General features: G+C 34.7%; 14 protein-coding genes. 11 read left to right on the forward strand and 3 right to left on the reverse strand.

Features of this window, described 5'->3' with window-relative positions:
• The first annotated feature begins 497 nt into the window (after positions 1 to 497).
• The 3 genes from proC (at position 498) to holA (ending at position 4,887) form a co-directional block, all read left to right on the forward strand.
• Positions 498 to 1,334: a pyrroline-5-carboxylate reductase gene (gene proC, locus ATZ99_RS08680; protein ID WP_068748850.1), complete on the forward strand. Its 837-nt coding sequence runs from the start codon at positions 498 to 500 to the stop codon at positions 1,332 to 1,334.
• Between the two features lie 171 nt (positions 1,335 to 1,505).
• The gene (locus ATZ99_RS08685) at positions 1,506 to 3,866 is read left to right on the forward strand and encodes a DNA internalization-related competence protein ComEC/Rec2 (RefSeq protein WP_068748851.1); all 2,361 of its coding nucleotides are present in this window, start codon (positions 1,506 to 1,508) and stop codon (positions 3,864 to 3,866) included.
• A gap of 67 nt (positions 3,867 to 3,933) precedes the next feature.
• Positions 3,934 to 4,887 carry a DNA polymerase III subunit delta gene (gene holA, locus ATZ99_RS08690; RefSeq protein ID WP_068748852.1) on the forward strand — a complete coding sequence of 318 codons (954 nt, stop codon included), beginning with the start codon at positions 3,934 to 3,936 and terminating at the stop codon, positions 4,885 to 4,887.
• Positions 4,888 to 4,902: 15 nt separating this feature from the next.
• On the opposite strand, the gene ATZ99_RS08695 is transcribed toward holA, so the two are convergent.
• From ATZ99_RS08695 to rpsT, 3 genes are all read right to left on the reverse strand, one after another.
• Entirely contained in the window at positions 4,903 to 5,766 is an 864-nt protein-coding gene (locus ATZ99_RS08695; RefSeq protein WP_068748853.1) for a DUF8173 domain-containing protein, read from the reverse strand.
• 158 nt (positions 5,767 to 5,924) lie between these two features.
• Entirely contained in the window at positions 5,925 to 6,497 is a 573-nt protein-coding gene (locus ATZ99_RS08700) for a hypothetical protein (protein WP_157074742.1), read from the reverse strand.
• A 14-nt stretch (positions 6,498 to 6,511) separates the two neighbouring features.
• Positions 6,512 to 6,784 (reverse strand): 30S ribosomal protein S20, encoded by a 273-nt coding sequence (rpsT, locus tag ATZ99_RS08705; RefSeq protein ID WP_068748855.1) that lies wholly within the window; start codon positions 6,782 to 6,784, stop codon positions 6,512 to 6,514.
• Between the two features lie 152 nt (positions 6,785 to 6,936).
• Here rpsT and ATZ99_RS08710 point away from each other — a divergent pair, with 152 nt between their 5' ends.
• From ATZ99_RS08710 to ATZ99_RS08745, 8 genes are all read left to right on the forward strand, one after another.
• Positions 6,937 to 7,263 (forward strand): phage holin family protein, encoded by a 327-nt coding sequence (locus tag ATZ99_RS08710; protein ID WP_068748856.1) that lies wholly within the window; start codon positions 6,937 to 6,939, stop codon positions 7,261 to 7,263.
• Positions 7,264 to 7,275: 12 nt separating this feature from the next.
• Positions 7,276 to 8,247, forward strand: a complete 972-nt coding sequence (gene gpr, locus ATZ99_RS08715; RefSeq protein WP_342669118.1) for a GPR endopeptidase — start codon at positions 7,276 to 7,278, stop codon at positions 8,245 to 8,247.
• A gap of 73 nt (positions 8,248 to 8,320) precedes the next feature.
• Entirely contained in the window at positions 8,321 to 9,535 is a 1,215-nt protein-coding gene (spoIIP, locus tag ATZ99_RS08720) for a stage II sporulation protein P (protein ID WP_068748857.1), read from the forward strand.
• A gap of 67 nt (positions 9,536 to 9,602) precedes the next feature.
• Positions 9,603 to 9,983, forward strand: coding sequence for a hypothetical protein (locus ATZ99_RS08725; protein WP_068748858.1), 381 nt, complete (start codon positions 9,603 to 9,605; stop codon positions 9,981 to 9,983).
• Positions 9,984 to 10,000: 17 nt separating this feature from the next.
• A complete protein-coding gene (gene lepA, locus ATZ99_RS08730; RefSeq protein WP_068748859.1) occupies positions 10,001 to 11,803 on the forward strand; it encodes a translation elongation factor 4 in 1,803 nt (600 codons plus the stop codon).
• Between the two features lie 4 nt (positions 11,804 to 11,807).
• Complete coding sequence (hemW, locus tag ATZ99_RS08735) at positions 11,808 to 12,944, forward strand: radical SAM family heme chaperone HemW (protein ID WP_068748860.1); 1,137 nt, start codon at positions 11,808 to 11,810, stop codon at positions 12,942 to 12,944.
• Between the two features lie 92 nt (positions 12,945 to 13,036).
• The gene (gene hrcA / locus ATZ99_RS08740; protein WP_068748861.1) at positions 13,037 to 14,068 is read left to right on the forward strand and encodes a heat-inducible transcriptional repressor HrcA; all 1,032 of its coding nucleotides are present in this window, start codon (positions 13,037 to 13,039) and stop codon (positions 14,066 to 14,068) included.
• 50 nt (positions 14,069 to 14,118) lie between these two features.
• The gene (locus ATZ99_RS08745; RefSeq protein ID WP_068748891.1) at positions 14,119 to 15,672 is read left to right on the forward strand and encodes a TCP-1/cpn60 chaperonin family protein; all 1,554 of its coding nucleotides are present in this window, start codon (positions 14,119 to 14,121) and stop codon (positions 15,670 to 15,672) included.
• Positions 15,673 to 15,679: the final 7 nt, after the last annotated feature.

Here is a 15,679-nt window from a genome sequence, read left to right on the forward strand (position 1 = left end):
ACAACGAGCTACGTAAAGCTTATTTCTTTCTTCTGGATTCATTGATAATATCATCCTTTCATTTTACCACAGTGAGTGACATTTTCACTGAGAAATTTTAAGATGACATTATCACAGAATAACTACATAGTTTTAATTAATTTCTTGACAGAAAATTAAAAACAACATATAATTTTTAGTAATATATTAAAGCAATGAAGGGTGTAAAAGGAATTTCCCCGGTGAAAAGAGAGGGAAACTCATGGGCTGAAAGGTTTCCTGCACCGGTTTTCCGATCCCGACCCTGAGCAGCTGGCGATGAGCTCAGCCGGTATTCCTTACCGTTAAAAAAGGAGGGTATATCCCCAGCTGCTGGGGCGTACCTTAATTGAGCGGGCTGTTTGTAAAATCCTTATTTTTTGCAAACAGTCAATCAAAGGTGGTACCGCGGAGAGAACCTTCCGTCCTTTTTACGACGGAAGGTTTTTTTATTCATCATATTCAAGGGGGAATTAAAAATGGATGGTAAAAAACTGGGTTTTTTTGGAGCCGGTTCAATGGCTCAAGCCTTAATTAAAGGAATATTAGGAGCATTGACTTTTCCGCCGGAAGGGATATATGTTACAAATAAAAATAACGAAGAAAGGCTAAGATTTATTGAAAAAAATTTTTCTGTCAGGACTACACGAGATCACCAGGCTTTATTAAAAGAGTGTGATGTAATTATTATTGCTGTAAAACCCAGGGATATTAATGAGCTTTTGTGTAATATAAAGAATTATATAACCAGGGATCATCTGGTTATTTCCGTAGTTGCCGGCGTCACCACTTCAATGATAGAAAAGTTAGTGGGAAAAAATATAAAGGTTATAAGGGCGATGCCCAATACCTCATGTCAGGTAAAGGAATCGGCCACAGCAATTGCCACCGGAAGATATGCGAAGCCTGAGGATGAAGAAGAAGCCTTTAGAATATTTTCTTCGGTAGGTAAAGTGGTGAAAGTTGATGAACAATGGATGGATGCGGTTACTGCACTTTCGGGAAGCGGACCGGCATATGTTTATCTTATGATTGAATCCTTAACCGAAGCCGGCGTAAAAGCAGGTTTACCCAATGAAATTGCATTAAATCTATCAATTCAAACGGTTTTTGGGGCTGCAAAAATGGTGGTAGAGACCGGGGAAATGCCGGAAAACTTGCGTAAAAAAGTAATGTCCCCGGGAGGTACCACTGTAGCCGCTATAGAAACTTTAAAGAAAATGGGTTTTGGGGACTCAATTATTCAGGCTGTAAAAAATGCAGCACATCGTTCAAAAGAGCTTATGAAGGAAAGGGAAAATTACAATGGTAATTAAAGTAAAAAATTACTCCAATAATTACAAATAATTAATAGCATATAGCTTAATTTTAAATTTAATGCTAATATTTATATTGTAAATTTTTATTAATACTTCACTTTTTTGATCAAATATTTCATAATTATAAGAGATTTTAAGAGATAAATCGATAAAAAGGGTTGATAAAATTTGTATAGATTTTTTCTCAATGTTACAATAGCAATGATTACAGGATATTTAACGGCTTATTTTCTCCCCGATGCCGGGAGATTTTTTTATTATTTTGCCTCAATCTTTATTTTAATTTCTCTTTCTTTATTGTTTTATTATTTAAACACCAGAAAATATAATCATATTATATTAATAACTGCCGTTTTTTTATTAAGCCTTTTATATTTTCATTATTATGAATTAAAGATGCAAAATGATTTTATTGATTACAATGGTCAAGAATTAGAATTAATAGGATATATAAAGGATTTTCCCGAAGTAAAAAGTAATGAAGTGATCTATTCTATAAACACCCTATATATTAAAAAAGATAGTACATATAAAAGAATAAAAGGTATAATAAGGCTTAAAACCGTAGGCAATAAAAACCTTTTCAACTACGGTGATGTTTTGAGGTTTAAAGGGAAGATAAGAATTCCAAAAGAAAGAACCAATCCTGGAAGCGCTGATTATAAAGCTGTGATGTTGCAAAAAGGAATTTTTGCAACGATTTTTTCCCGGGAAATAGAAAAAATAGGTGAGTATAATGAAGGCTTATTAAGGACTTATATTTATAAAGTAGCTTATAATTTAAGGGAGCATTATCGGAAGGTATTACAAAGTAATTTAGATTTAAAATTTTCTTCAGTGATGATGAGCGTGATTTTTGGTATAAAATCAAATGTGGATTCGGAGTTGCTCAAGGAAATGGGAGAAGGGGGCATTATACACGTTCTTGCTGCCTCGGGGCTTAATGTAGGGATAATTTATACCGCTTTCTATAGTTTGCTAAATTTTATAAAAATTAAACGTTCTATTAAAGCCTATATTTCTTTATTTATAGTGTTCATTTATGCTCTTGCAGCAAATTTTTCCCCTCCGGTTTTCAGGGCATTTATTATGCTTCTAATTATGGTTTTGGGAAATATTATAAACAGGAGATCGGATCCGGTAAATAACTTATCCTTTGCGGCTTTTTTAGTATTAATTTTTAACCCTTTTTTATTATTTTCCATTAGCTTTCAATTTTCTTTTTTAGCTACTCTGGGTTTAATCTTATTTTACGGTTATTTTAAGAGGATGTTTTCTTTCTTGCCGAATTTTTTAAATACAACTTTTTCTACTACCCTTTCCGCACAAATATTGTTAATACCTTTTTTGATATACTACTTTCACTATATTTCCTTAGTGAGTATTTTTACAAATATTATAATCGTTCCCATTATAAGTTTTTGTTTATTAATCGGACTGATCTCAGGAATAAATATATTCCCCATTTTTAATTCTATTTTATTAAAATTGAGTGAATTGCTTTTAAAGTATTCCTTGATGTTTAACAGTATTGTAATTAAATTTCCTTATGCAGTGGTACCCGTAGAGGATAAAGGTCTTTTACCATTAATACTGTATTATCTAATTATTGCGATACTGTTTGATTTTCCTAATAATATGTTAAGTAAAGGAAATTATTATATATATTATTACAAGAAATTTAAAGTAACAACCCTAATTTTAAGTATTCTTTTAATTATTTTTATATATTTTCAAAAAAGTCCTCTTCAAATAACTTTTCTCGACGTTGGTCAGGGGGATTCCTGTGTTATAAAAACTGAAGATAATAAGGCGTTTATAATAGATGGTGGAGGAACACCAGGGTATTTAACCGGAGATTTCGATACCGGAAAAGATATTCTTGATCCTTTTTTAAAAAGTAAAGGTTTAAATAATATTGAAGCGTTAATAATAAGTCATTTCGATGATGATCATGCCAGGGGTCTTTTATATATACTTAAAAATTATAAGGTTAATTATCTGATTTACGGTGCCAGAAGTAGTGCAATGCTTTATGACGAAATTATTAGGGTTGCTATAAAGAAAAACGTTAAAGTATTGAGCATAACCGGAGGGGATGAATTTAAATACAGAAATATAAAATTTGAAGTTCTGAATCCTTTAAAAAAATACGACTATAAAGATGAAAATGATGCATCTATTGTACTCAAAATGGATTATAAAGGTTTCAAAATATTATTTACCGGTGATTTGAGCGTGGAGGGAGAAAAACTGCTTTTACAGCAAAAAGCCGATTTAAAAGCCAATGTATTAAAAGTTGGACATCACGGCAGTAGGACTTCCAGTTCCCAAGAGTTTGTTAAAGCGGTAAGCCCTCAGTTTGCAGTGATATCTGTAGGGGAAAATAATTTTGGGCATCCTTCGGAAGATGTGCTTAATTTATTAAAAAAACAAAAAATTTCTATCTTAAGGACAGATGAATTAGGAGCTATTACCTTTAAAATTTTTGATAATAGAATACGTATAGAAACCATGAGAGATAATTAAAGATTTACATGAAATTATGTGAAAGCTAAAATATAAATGGGGGGTGGTTTAAATTTCAAAGGATTCGATGAATAAAAATATTTTTTTATTGTATGGTAGTGAAGGATTGCTAATTGAGGAAGCAGTAGAAAAAATTAAAAAAAAGTATTTAAATAGCAGTTCTGATGAAATAGACTTTATTAAATTCGATGGAGAAGAAAATAATGGATCGGATATTATAAATGCGTGTCTTGTAGTACCTTTTATGAGTAAAAAAAGAGTTGTGCTTGTTAAAAATGCAAGCTTTCTAAGTGATTTTAGAAGCAACAAAAAAATTGAAGAAGAGAAGCTTGCTAATTTTCTTGAAGAGGATTTTCCCGAATACGCATGCCTTATTTTAACCTGCGAAAAAGTTGATAAGAGAAAAAAACTATACAGGACAATTGAAAAAATAGGGTTTATAAAGGAATATAAAATAAATAATCAAAAAGAAAAAATTCAATGGATAAAGAAAAGGGCAATGTTTTATAACAAAAATCTGGATGAAACAGCTGTAGCATATTTAGCATATTATACCGGAGATTTATACCAAACGGAAAACGAGATAAAAAAAATTGTTTTTTCTTTTGACGAAAATAAAGTTATAAAAACAGAGGAAATTGAAGAAATAATTTCTAAAAATGATGAAACAAATATTTTCGAACTTATAGACTGCATAATGGAAAATAAAAAAAATTTAGCTCTCTCAAAGTTGACAGAGCTATTTAAAAAAGGAGAGAAAGGAATATTAGTTTTGCATATGATTTCTAAACATTTGATTAATTTATTCTGTATAAAGATTGCAGGTGAAGAGGGAGAAAAAATTGGAGAAAAATTGGGCTTACATCCCTTTGTATTTAAAAAGCTTAAGAATCAAGCCAATAATTTTTCTATTGAGAGGTTAAAGTACGCCTTACATTTATGCGAACAACTGGACTTTGAAATAAAAAAAGGAAAGATTAATGATAAAATGGGGCTCGAGATTTTAGTAAGTAAATTGTAATTTTATCCTATTAAGTTAAGATATCCTTTTGGTGCCGAATCTGGTTTTTATTACCAAACCTATAGATAGTAAAAATACGAATAGGTTTATTAAAAAGCCTACTATTGGAACAAACTGGAGAAGCCAGATTACTAACGCACCGAAGATAAATTCAATAAACAAATTTTTATTTACTCTTATATTTTCGTTAATTTTTTTTCCTAAGTAAATGCAAATTCCTATATAACCGAAAAAATAGGCTGTTGAAACAAATATAATTACCATCGGAATTAGTGGTATTCCAATAATTGAAAGGACTAAAAGAAAGATTACTAAAGGTGTCAAAATCAATCCTGCAAGACCTAACAGAAAATTATACCCTATGCTTTTATCTACGGATTCAACAATATTGCCGAGAATGTTTGGGAAAAAAACAAGTACAATAATTCCAAGAGTTAAAAGTCCTAAAAGGCGCATAATTTTAAAAAAGAATAGTTGATTGGTATAGAAATTGCCTGTGAATCCGGGTCCGAAATAAATGTTATTTTTGTTAAAATTTCTAAAAATTCCGTTGATGCTATTACCCAGGCTTATTTCATTTGTGTTACCTAAAACCTTACCCGTTGGTTCAATTGTAACCTTTCCGCCTATTGCTACTGCATCCCCATCTACTCGGCCTCTTACCACAACATCGCCCATTATTGCTACAGCGTCTTTTAAAACTTTTCCTTCTACAATTACGTTACCCATTATCGAAACTGCGTTGCCGTAAATTGCTTCATCATTTTTGATATACAAATCTTTGCCAATGTTTACCCTGTCGTTGCTATTAGCAAAAACTATTGAAGGTAAGGCAAAAATAAAAATTAAAAATATAAAGAATATGGATTTAAATTTCATATTTTTTTCCTCCTTTGAATTGGTATTAATATTATATCGTTAAACATCATTATTAACAACAAAATTATAATTATTTAAAAAATAATGCTAAAAATAAAAAAATACCGCTTTTTTAAGCGGCAAATTAATATTAATAAACTATATAAAAAGGTAAGATTTTAATACCAGGGTTGCTGCTGCTGTTTGGCTGGAGGGACTTCCTTGGCTGTATGCTGGCCGTACTCTTGATTATAGGCCTGCTGCCTGTATTCATTGAAGTTTTGCCTTGCAGGAGGAACTTCCTGAGCTTTATAATAAGGTGCTTGATACTGGGTGCCCTGGTATTGGGTTGCGTATTGCTGCGGGGTGATCATCTGCATTACCAGATCCCTTGTTAAACTGTTTAGTTGTTGCAGCTGCTTTACCATATCGTTGAACATTCTCTGCATCTGGTTTAGCTGATCAGTGGCCTGTTGTTCAGCTCTCTGTATTTGCTGTAACCTTTGGGCGACAGTTTGTTCCTCGCTGACTATCTGAGCAAGCTGGGAAACGTGGGAACTTTCCATGCGCTGGAGGTTATTTACAAGCTGAGAGAAATTGTTAATATTATTTTGCAAATTCTGAAGCTGACTCTGAATCTGATTTACCCTGTTATCCATAAAAACACCTCCAGATAAATTTATTTTATTTTCATTATTAGGATTGCCTGAGAACATCTTTTTTAAGCTGGAAATAAAAAACGCGTAAGACATATCTTACGCGTTTTTTAAATTGCAATATTTTGTTCCTTTAACCTTCTGTAAAGGCTGGACTTTTTTCTTGCAGCGGCGTTCTTATGTATAACGCCTTTTGCTGCAGCTTTATCTAAAGCCTTTATAGCATTTTTAAGGGCGATTTTTATTGTTTCTGCGTCTTTTGATTTTAACGCTTCGTTGAATTTTTTTACGGCGGTTTTTATACTGGCTTTTACAATTCGATTACGAATGGTTCTTTTAATTGCTTGGCGAAGCTTCTTTTTTGCAGATGCAGTATTTGGCAATTTTTCACCCCCTTGAAAGCACTAAACCTATTTTATCATTTCAAAAATTAAATTGCAAGAGAAAAGACCTTTTAAATTAGTATATTTAATATTTTTATAGGTTATTATATAAAAAGAAATTAAAAAATAAAGCTAAAGAGGTGAAAATACAAATGATAGGTATGATAATTAGGTTTATAGTTTCGGCTCTGGTGTTGATGCTGGTAAGTTTTCTAATACCCGGATTTCAGGTGGCCGGGTTTACTGGAGCTCTTATCGCTGCAATTGTAATAGCAATTCTGGGGTTTATCGTGGAAAGCTTGCTTGGTAAATCCGTTTCGCCTCAGAGCAGAGGAATAGTAGGGTTTATTACCGCTGCAGTGGTTATTTACCTTGCACAGTTTATAGTGCCTTCCATGAGGGTAACTTGGTGGGGAGCTTTGCTTGCTTCTTTGGTAATAGGTATAATTGATGCCTTTGTGCCTACTGAATTAAGGTAGGAGGGATCGAAAATAAATATTCGCACCGATTTGGCAATTGAAGCCCGGGAGATGGTGGGTAAAGGAGAGGTTCCCGGGGTTTTGTTTGAAAAAGAGGGAACACTAAGTTTAAGAATTAGCAGGGTAAGGGTATTAAATGAAGAGGGGAAAAAAGCTATTGGCAAGCCCATTGGCACTTATATAACTATTGAGACAGATGGTATCAGGAATAAGGAGCAAAAATTTATCAAGAGAATATGTGAAGCCATTGCCAGAGAAATAAACAAAATGCTAAACATTTCTTTAAATTCTACCGTTCTCGTTATAGGTCTTGGAAACTGGAATGTTACACCGGATTCCTTAGGGCCAAAGGTTATTGAAAAAATATTCGTCACAAAGCATCTTATAGAATATATGCCCGAAAGTTACAACCCCGAAGAAGGGATAAGGCCGGTATGTGCCCTTTCGCCCGGAGTGCTGGGTATTACAGGCATTGAAACCGGAGAAATTATAATGGGGGTTGTAAACAGGGTAAAGCCATCCGCTCTTATAGTTATAGACGCCCTTGCCTCAAGAAGCCTTGAGAGAATAGGAGCAAGTATTCAGATATCCGATACGGGGATTCACCCCGGATCCGGGGTGGGAAACAAAAGGATGGGGATTACAAAAGAAATTATAGGAATACCCGTTATTGCTATTGGAGTTCCTACTGTAGTTGATGCAGCCACCATTGCTAACGATACTTTGGAAAAAGTTTTTGACTCCATTGAGCGTGAAATTAAACCCGGAACGGAGCTGTTCAAACTCGTGACAAATCTCAGTAAAGAAGAAAAATATAGAATGATAAAAGAAGTATTATCACCTTATGTGGGAGAGCTTGTTGTAACTCCAAAAGAAATAGATTCTTTGATAGAAGATGCTGCGCACGTACTGGCTCACGGGATTAATTTAGCCCTGCATCCCGGAATTAAATATGAAGATTTAAATAATTTATTGATACATTGAAGCAAAAAAAAGAGGCAAAAAAAGCCTCATTTTTTTTTCTATTTATGAATATCTTTAATCGGAGGGTGATTTAATGCAGGGTATAAAGGTGATAAAAATTAAAAGAATTACTGTTAAAATACTTTTATTAATCTGTTTTTTATTTTTAATATCAAATTTAGGTTTTTTAATTTATAAAAGAGCTTTTTTGCAAGAAACCATTACTGCTTTTAACGAACAAAGACAAATTCAAGTATTTGAGTACATAAAAGCCTTTGATGACAGATTTTTTGAATTCATTTTTTCCCAGACGATTCCCAGTTACGAAGTCTTAGTTGAAAAAGCCCAGCTGGATAAAAAAACAGGAAACAGAAGTAATACACCAATTGCGAGGAGTATTTTAAAACTTGCATTAAATATTAATTCGTTTTCAGGGAAGGATATAATTAACTATCAAATGCCCATTTTAGGTCAGATCCGCTTGGAGGCTGCATCCACACCGGGAGTTGAAATTGACGGCAGCTCAGAAAATGAAGAAAATCCCTTGCCGGAACAAATTCCCGAAAATGAGCATGAACCGGAAAATGAAGAAAATGAAAGTCTTATTCCTCCTGAAGTGGAGCCCGAACAAATTGATGAGGTTGTACCGGTAAAAGGGGCACCTATTGTTCTTATTTATCACACCCATACCACCGAATCCTATATGCCGTCAAAGGCTTACAATTATAAGCCCAGGGACAAAGCCTTTCATTCAGATGATTTGAATTTTACGGTGGTGAAGGTAGGAGAGATTTTAAAAAAGGAATTGGAAAATTACGGGATAAAGGTTTTGCATGATAAAACGATCCATGACGTGCCTACATATATGTATTCCTATTCTAATTCTTTAAATACCGTGCAGGGATTATTAAAAAAATATCCTACTCTTCAGATTCTTATTGATCTACACAGGGATGCTCCCTACTCCGATCCCGATAAGTCCAGGGAATTGACTACTGTTAAGATAAACGGAAAACTTTATTCAAGAATTATGCTGGTTGTAGGGACGGATAAAATGTTTCCGCATCCAAATTGGAAAGAAAACTATAAATTTGCATTGCTGATTCAAGAAAAAATGGAAGAGCTCTTTCCCGGTCTTGCAAGAGAAATAGATCTGAGGGAACAGCGATTCAATCAACATCTTTCTAAAAAGGCCATTCTTGTAGAGATTGGAAGTCATGGAAATACAATGGAAGAATCCATAGAATCGGCTAAGGCTTTTGCCAAAGTACTGAATGATGTGATAAAATCCCTTTCAAAGAAATCGTAACAAAAAAGAATAATTACTACCACCCGATGAAAAAATAATAAAAAATTTAAGAATCCGGGTGGTATAAATGTATGATGATGTCAAATTGATAGTTGTTATATTTCTTATCTCGTTAATTTTATTTTTACATTTTGCTGAAAAAGGCGTTATGGAAATAATGGGCGTACATTTTGATCCTATGATTTTTGATTTTAAGGTAGAAGATAGTGGAATATACATAATAGAAGTGTTAGGCGAAAATTTTGTACTTACGAAAAATATAAAAATTTTTGATATAACTGTGGAAAATAAAAATATTGTAATCAAAAGAGGCGATAAGGAATACTCCTTTTCCCCCTTGATAAAAGTGTATGAAATAGAAAGTGCTACGGAGATTTTTAGCAGGTTGATAAAAAAAATGAGTGAATGTATAATTAAACTAACTGCTGCGATAAATCATTTCAAATGAATGAGGGAGGAAAATGGATGCCGATACCCCAGGAGAGGATTAGAAATTTTTGTATAATCGCTCATATAGATCATGGTAAATCTACCTTGGCGGATAGATTATTGGAATTTACCGGGACCATTTCCCAAAGGGAAATGAAAGAACAGGTCCTCGACAGAATGGATATTGAAAGAGAAAGAGGAATTACCATAAAGGCTCAGGCAGTAAGAATGATCTACAAAGCCGACGATGGTCTGGAGTACCTTTTAAATCTTATAGATACCCCCGGTCACGTAGATTTTAATTATGAAGTTTCCAGGAGCCTTGCTGCCTGCGAAGGTGCTCTCCTGGTAGTGGATGCAACGCAGGGAATAGAGGCTCAAACCCTTGCCAATACTTATCTTGCTTTGGAGCACAATCTGGAAATTATTCCGGTCATTAACAAAATAGATTTACCCAGTGCTCATCCTGAAGAGGTGAAGAAGGAGATTGAGGAAGTAATTGGACTTCCGGCAGATGACGCCTTATTAATTTCAGCAAAGGAAGGGATAGGAATTAAAGAGGTATTAGAGGCGGTTGTCAAGAAGATCCCGGCGCCAAAAGGTTCTGAAGATGATCCTTTGAGGGCTCTTATTTTTGATTCCCTCTACGATTCTTATAAAGGTGCTATTGCATTTGTAAGGGTTATGGAGGGTTCGATTAAGCCGGGGCAAACTATAAAGATGATGTCTACCGGAAAAACCTTTCTGGTGACAGAAGTGGGCATATTCAGTCCCGATATGGAAACTACCGATTGCCTGAGAGCAGGTGAAGTCGGTTATGTGGTGGCAGGCATAAAAAACGTTAAGGATACCCGGGTGGGAGACACCATTACTGATGCGGAGAGACCCGCGCAAAATCCCCTTCCGGGTTATAAAAAAGCCGTGCCTATGGTTTTTTCAGGAATGTATCCTGCCGATGGGGAAGATTATGAGAAATTGAAAGAAGCTTTAGAGAAGCTTCAGTTGAATGATGCGGCTTTGTATTTTGAACCCGAGACTTCTGCAGCCTTAGGGTTTGGCTTCAGGTGCGGTTTTTTGGGTTTACTTCACATGGAAATTATTCAAGAACGGCTGGAGCGTGAATACGATATAAATATGATCACTACTGCTCCAAGCGTTGTGTATAAAATAAAAAAGACCGATGGGGAGGAAATTATGGTGGACAATCCCACCAATTTTCCGGATCCCTCAAAAATAGAGTACATTGAGGAACCTTTTGTGGAAGCTCAAATTATGCTCCCTACCGAATACGTAGGTCCGGTAATGGAACTATGCCAGGATAAGCGTGGAATTTTTAAAGATATGCAATATATAAATGAGAAAAGAGTAATTTTAAGATATCATATGCCCCTCTTGGAGATTATTTATGATTTTTTTGACCAGTTAAAATCAAGAACTCGAGGATATGCATCTTTAGATTACGAATTTATCGGGTATTTCAAATCGGATTTATGTAAAGTGGATATTCTGGTTAACGGTGAAATAGTAGATGCTCTGTCTTTTATAGTTCATAAGGATAAAGCGTATTACAGGGCAAGGCAAATAGTTGAAAAATTGAAGGAAGTCATCCCAAGACAACTTTTTGAGATTCCAATTCAAGCTGCAATTGGTGGAAGGATAATTGCGAGAGAAACAATTAAAGCTTTAAGGAAAAATGTTCTGGCGAAGTGTTATGGCGGTGACGTAACGAGAAAGAAAAAATTATTGGAGAAGCAAAAAGAAGGCAAAAAGCGTATGAGGCAGTTTGGAAAGGTAGAACTTCCTCAAGAGGCCTTCATGTCCGTATTAAAGATGGGGTAAAGTTATGCTATTAAAGGATATTTCTGTTTACATTCATATACCTTTTTGTATAAAAAAATGTTTTTACTGCGATTTTAATTCTTATTCTAATTTTGATTTAGTGGATGACTATTTAAATGCTCTTTTTTATGAGATAGAACGCTATAAAGATTTAAAAAGACCTGTAAAAACTTTATACATTGGTGGCGGGACTCCTACAGTTTTAAATGAGAAAAAATTATATCTGTTGATAAACACCCTGTATAAAAATTTTAGTATAAATAACGAAGTAGAATTTACAGTGGAAGCAAATCCCGAAACCCTCACAAAAAATAAAATTAAGGTTTTAAAAAAAATGGGAGTAAACAGGCTGAGCATTGGTTTGCAGGCTTATGATGATAAGCTATTGAAAGTCCTCGGGAGGATTCACGATGTAAAAAGATTCGAAAAAGCCTATTTTGAAGCAAGGGAAACTGGATTTGAAAATATTAATGTAGATATAATTTTCGGTATTCCCGGTCAGACAAAGGATAAATTTGAAAAAGAATTGAAAAAGTTGATAAAGTTAGAACCTTCCCACATATCCTGCTACAGCCTCACCCTGGAAGAAGGGACAGTTCTTCATTTAATGATGCAAAAAGGATTACTGGAATTACCTGATGAAGATGAAGAAAGGTACATGTATCATACGGCTAAGGAATTACTCGAAAATGAAGGTTATATTCACTATGAAATTTCCAATTTTGCAAAGCCGGGAAAAGAATGTGTGCACAATATAACTTACTGGAAGTGTGAGGAATATCTGGGCTTCGGAGCGGGAGCCCATTCTTTTATTGGAAATTTAAGGTTCAGCAATTATAAAGGAATAAAGGAATATATTGAAAGCATATTTAATAAAAATTTGAGAAGGTATGAGGAGATTTATGTCCTTAGCCAAAAGGATAAAATGCAGGAGTTCGTGTTTATGGGACTTCGAAGGGTGGAAGGGATTTCAAAAAATGAATTTAAAAATCGATTTTGTAAACAAATTAATGATATTTATGGGTCAAAAATCCTTGAGCTGAAAGAAAAAGGCCTAATTTATGAGGATGAGGAAAAGATTAAACTAACCCTAAAAGGGCTTGACCTTGCCAATCTTGTTTTCATGGAATTTATAGATTAGCCTTATCTTGACAAAGAAAATTGAGAGTGCTATTTTTTAAAGTAGGATTTTAGCACTCTCTCTATGAGAGTGCTAAAAAAGAGGTGTATTTTATGCTGGATGAAAGGAAAATAAAAATTCTAAGAGCAATAATAGATGATTATATAGCAACTGCAGAGCCGGTTGGGTCCAGGACAATAGCGAGAAAATACAGAATGGGGATCAGCCCGGCAACTATAAGAAATGAGATGGCGGATTTAGAAGAACTCGGTTATATTTCCCAGCCTTATACTTCTGCAGGAAGAATACCCTCCGATAAAGGTTATAGGTTTTACGTTGATTTCCTGATGAATTGCAAAAAGCTTGATGAGAGGGATATTTTCATAATAAATCAACTGTTGAAAAAAAGAATAAGGGAATTAGAAGACTTTATTGAAGACACCAGCAAAACAATTTCAAACCTTACCAATTATACTGCTTTAATTTTAGGGCCGGAATTGAACAACAGTTTTTTGAAACATATTGAAATAATAAAAATCGAAAATAAGAAAGGTCTTGTGGTAATTATTACTAATCTGGGGAATGTTGTGCATCAAATTATCGATATCCCGGACGGACTCAAAGATAATGAACTTACCAGGATAAGCAATTTGTTAAACACTTTTCTAAAATATAAAACTATAGATGAAATTACTCCCGAACTTATGGAAAATGTAAAACACGAAATAATTGAACATGAAGAAGTCGTATGCATTTTAATGAACATTTTAATTGACACTTTAAATCAATTCAGAGAAGGCGGAAAGGTATACTATTTTGGCAGCTCTAAAATGCTGGATTTTCCTGAATTCAGGGATTTAGATAAAGCAAGGAGCTTTCTTTCATTATTAGAAGAGGAGGACCTTATCTCAAATATTCTGAAATCCATCACAAAACCTAATAAAATTTCTATCAGCATAGGCAATGAAAACCCCTGGAAGGAACTTCAGGATTACAGTATTATTACAACCAATTTTTCCGTAGATAGTAATAATCTTTATATTTTAGGGGTTCTTGGACCTACAAGGATGGATTATTCAAGGGTAGTAACAATATTAAAGGAACTGGTGGAATCTTTAAAAGAGAGAATTAACAATATTCTTTAACAGATAGGGAGGTATTTATTTTGACTTACAAAAACAGCGGCGGTCAGGAAATGGACGAAAGATTTGCTGCTTATATAACAAATGCTAATGCGGTTAGAGCGGTTGCATCGGCAGTGGAAGGCACTATCGGTCCAAAGGGACTGGATATAATGCTTGTGGATAGGTTTGGAGAAGTTACCATTACTAACGATGGAGTTACAATTTTAAAGTTAATGGATATAAATCATCCTGCGGCAAAAATGCTTATTAATATAGCTAAAGCCCAGCAAGAGGAAGTGGGGGATGGTACCACTACCGCCACAATAATGGCTGGAACTCTTGTCACGGAAGGGGTAAATCAAATTATTCGAGGAGTTCCTGTAGCCAGGGTGATAGAAGGAATAAAATACGGAGTAAAAAAGGCTCAAGAAATTATGAAAACGAAAGCAACTCCTGTAAAAGGCATTAATGATGAAAATCTAAGGAAAATAGCATATATTGCAGGAAGGGAACACGACGATATTGCAGATTTGGTTTTTGAGGCTGCAAAGCTGATAGGAGAGGAAAAGTTAAAGGAGAAGAATTTTAGACTAAGAGATATAATAATTGCCAAAGCTGGAGCCGAGAATGAGGTCTTCTTAGGTCTAATAATAGATAAAGAAAAATTGAATAAACAGATGCCGAAAGAAGTATATGGGGCAAAAATTCTACTTATAGATGATGCACTGGAACCCGAACATATTGAAGAAGAAGCGCTGGGTACAGAGGCTGGCTTTGCAAGGTATATGGAATTGCGGGAAGAATTTAAGAGAAATATTGAAAAGATTGTGGAATTAGGAGTTAATGTAGTTTTTGTAGGTAAAAATATAAGCGACAATGCAGAAGAATTGTTTGTAGATAAAGGAATACTGGCTGTGGACAGGGTGTCCAGCAGGGATTTAGAAAAAATTGCAGAACATACCGGGGCAAGGATGATTAAGCGATCGGGTCTTAAAAAGTCTCAAGAAGAGATAAAAAACTACATAGGATTTGCAGAAAAAGTCTATGAAGACGAAAAGTTAGAACATATAAGAATTGTGGGCGGGAATGGAAGAAGAATGGCCACTATACTGGTGGGAGCTGCAACCTCAGAGATAGTCGGCGAAAGGGAAAGAATAGCAAAGGATGCAGCCTCTTCGCTTCAGGCCGCAATTAAAGGCGGTATTGTAGCTGGAGGTGGTGCGGTTGAAATCGCAGTTGCCCGGGAGCTGGAGAGAGAAAAGGAAAAGCTGAAAGGAATGGCTACTTATGGTATTGATTGTGTAATTTCTGCTTTAAAAAGACCCCTTGGACAAATTGTATATAATGCGGGATTTAATCCTCTCGAAAAAGTAGAAGAGGTAATATATACCCAGGCAGAAAAAAATCTGGATTCCATTGGAGTAAATTGTGATACCGGTGAGCTTTCGGATATGTTGGAACTGGGAGTGCTTGATCCTGCACCGGTCAAAATTCATGCTATAAAAGCTGCAGGAGAAATTGCGGAGGCCATCCTTCGCATTGATACTATTATTAAGAAGAAGGACGAAGATGTGGGAAGGGCAAATGTAGATTCAACTCAAGGGATTAAAGATTTAGATTTTTAGAAAGAAG

Source organism: Thermovenabulum gondwanense (assembly GCF_001601575.1).
Lineage (GTDB): Bacteria > Bacillota > Thermosediminibacteria > Thermosediminibacterales > Thermosediminibacteraceae > Thermovenabulum > Thermovenabulum gondwanense.

Excerpts from the sequence above, each read along its gene's own strand:
- ATZ99_RS08725 (WP_068748858.1), top strand. The coding sequence starts at position 9,603 with ATGTATGATGATGTCAAATTGATAGTTGTTATATTTCTTATCTCGTTA.
- spoIIP (WP_068748857.1), top strand. The coding sequence starts at position 8,321 with ATGCAGGGTATAAAGGTGATAAAAATTAAAAGAATTACTGTTAAAATA.
- hemW (WP_068748860.1), top strand. The coding sequence starts at position 11,808 with ATGCTATTAAAGGATATTTCTGTTTACATTCATATACCTTTTTGTATA.
- ATZ99_RS08700 (WP_157074742.1), bottom strand. The coding sequence starts at position 6,497 with ATGTCTTACGCGTTTTTTATTTCCAGCTTAAAAAAGATGTTCTCAGGC.
- ATZ99_RS08745 (WP_068748891.1), top strand. The coding sequence starts at position 14,119 with ATGGACGAAAGATTTGCTGCTTATATAACAAATGCTAATGCGGTTAGA.
- ATZ99_RS08710 (WP_068748856.1), top strand. The coding sequence starts at position 6,937 with ATGATAGGTATGATAATTAGGTTTATAGTTTCGGCTCTGGTGTTGATG.
- hrcA (WP_068748861.1), top strand. The coding sequence starts at position 13,037 with ATGCTGGATGAAAGGAAAATAAAAATTCTAAGAGCAATAATAGATGAT.
- proC (WP_068748850.1), top strand. The coding sequence starts at position 498 with ATGGATGGTAAAAAACTGGGTTTTTTTGGAGCCGGTTCAATGGCTCAA.
- lepA (WP_068748859.1), top strand. The coding sequence starts at position 10,001 with ATGCCGATACCCCAGGAGAGGATTAGAAATTTTTGTATAATCGCTCAT.
- holA (WP_068748852.1), top strand. The coding sequence starts at position 3,934 with ATGAATAAAAATATTTTTTTATTGTATGGTAGTGAAGGATTGCTAATT.
- ATZ99_RS08695 (WP_068748853.1), bottom strand. The coding sequence starts at position 5,766 with ATGAAATTTAAATCCATATTCTTTATATTTTTAATTTTTATTTTTGCC.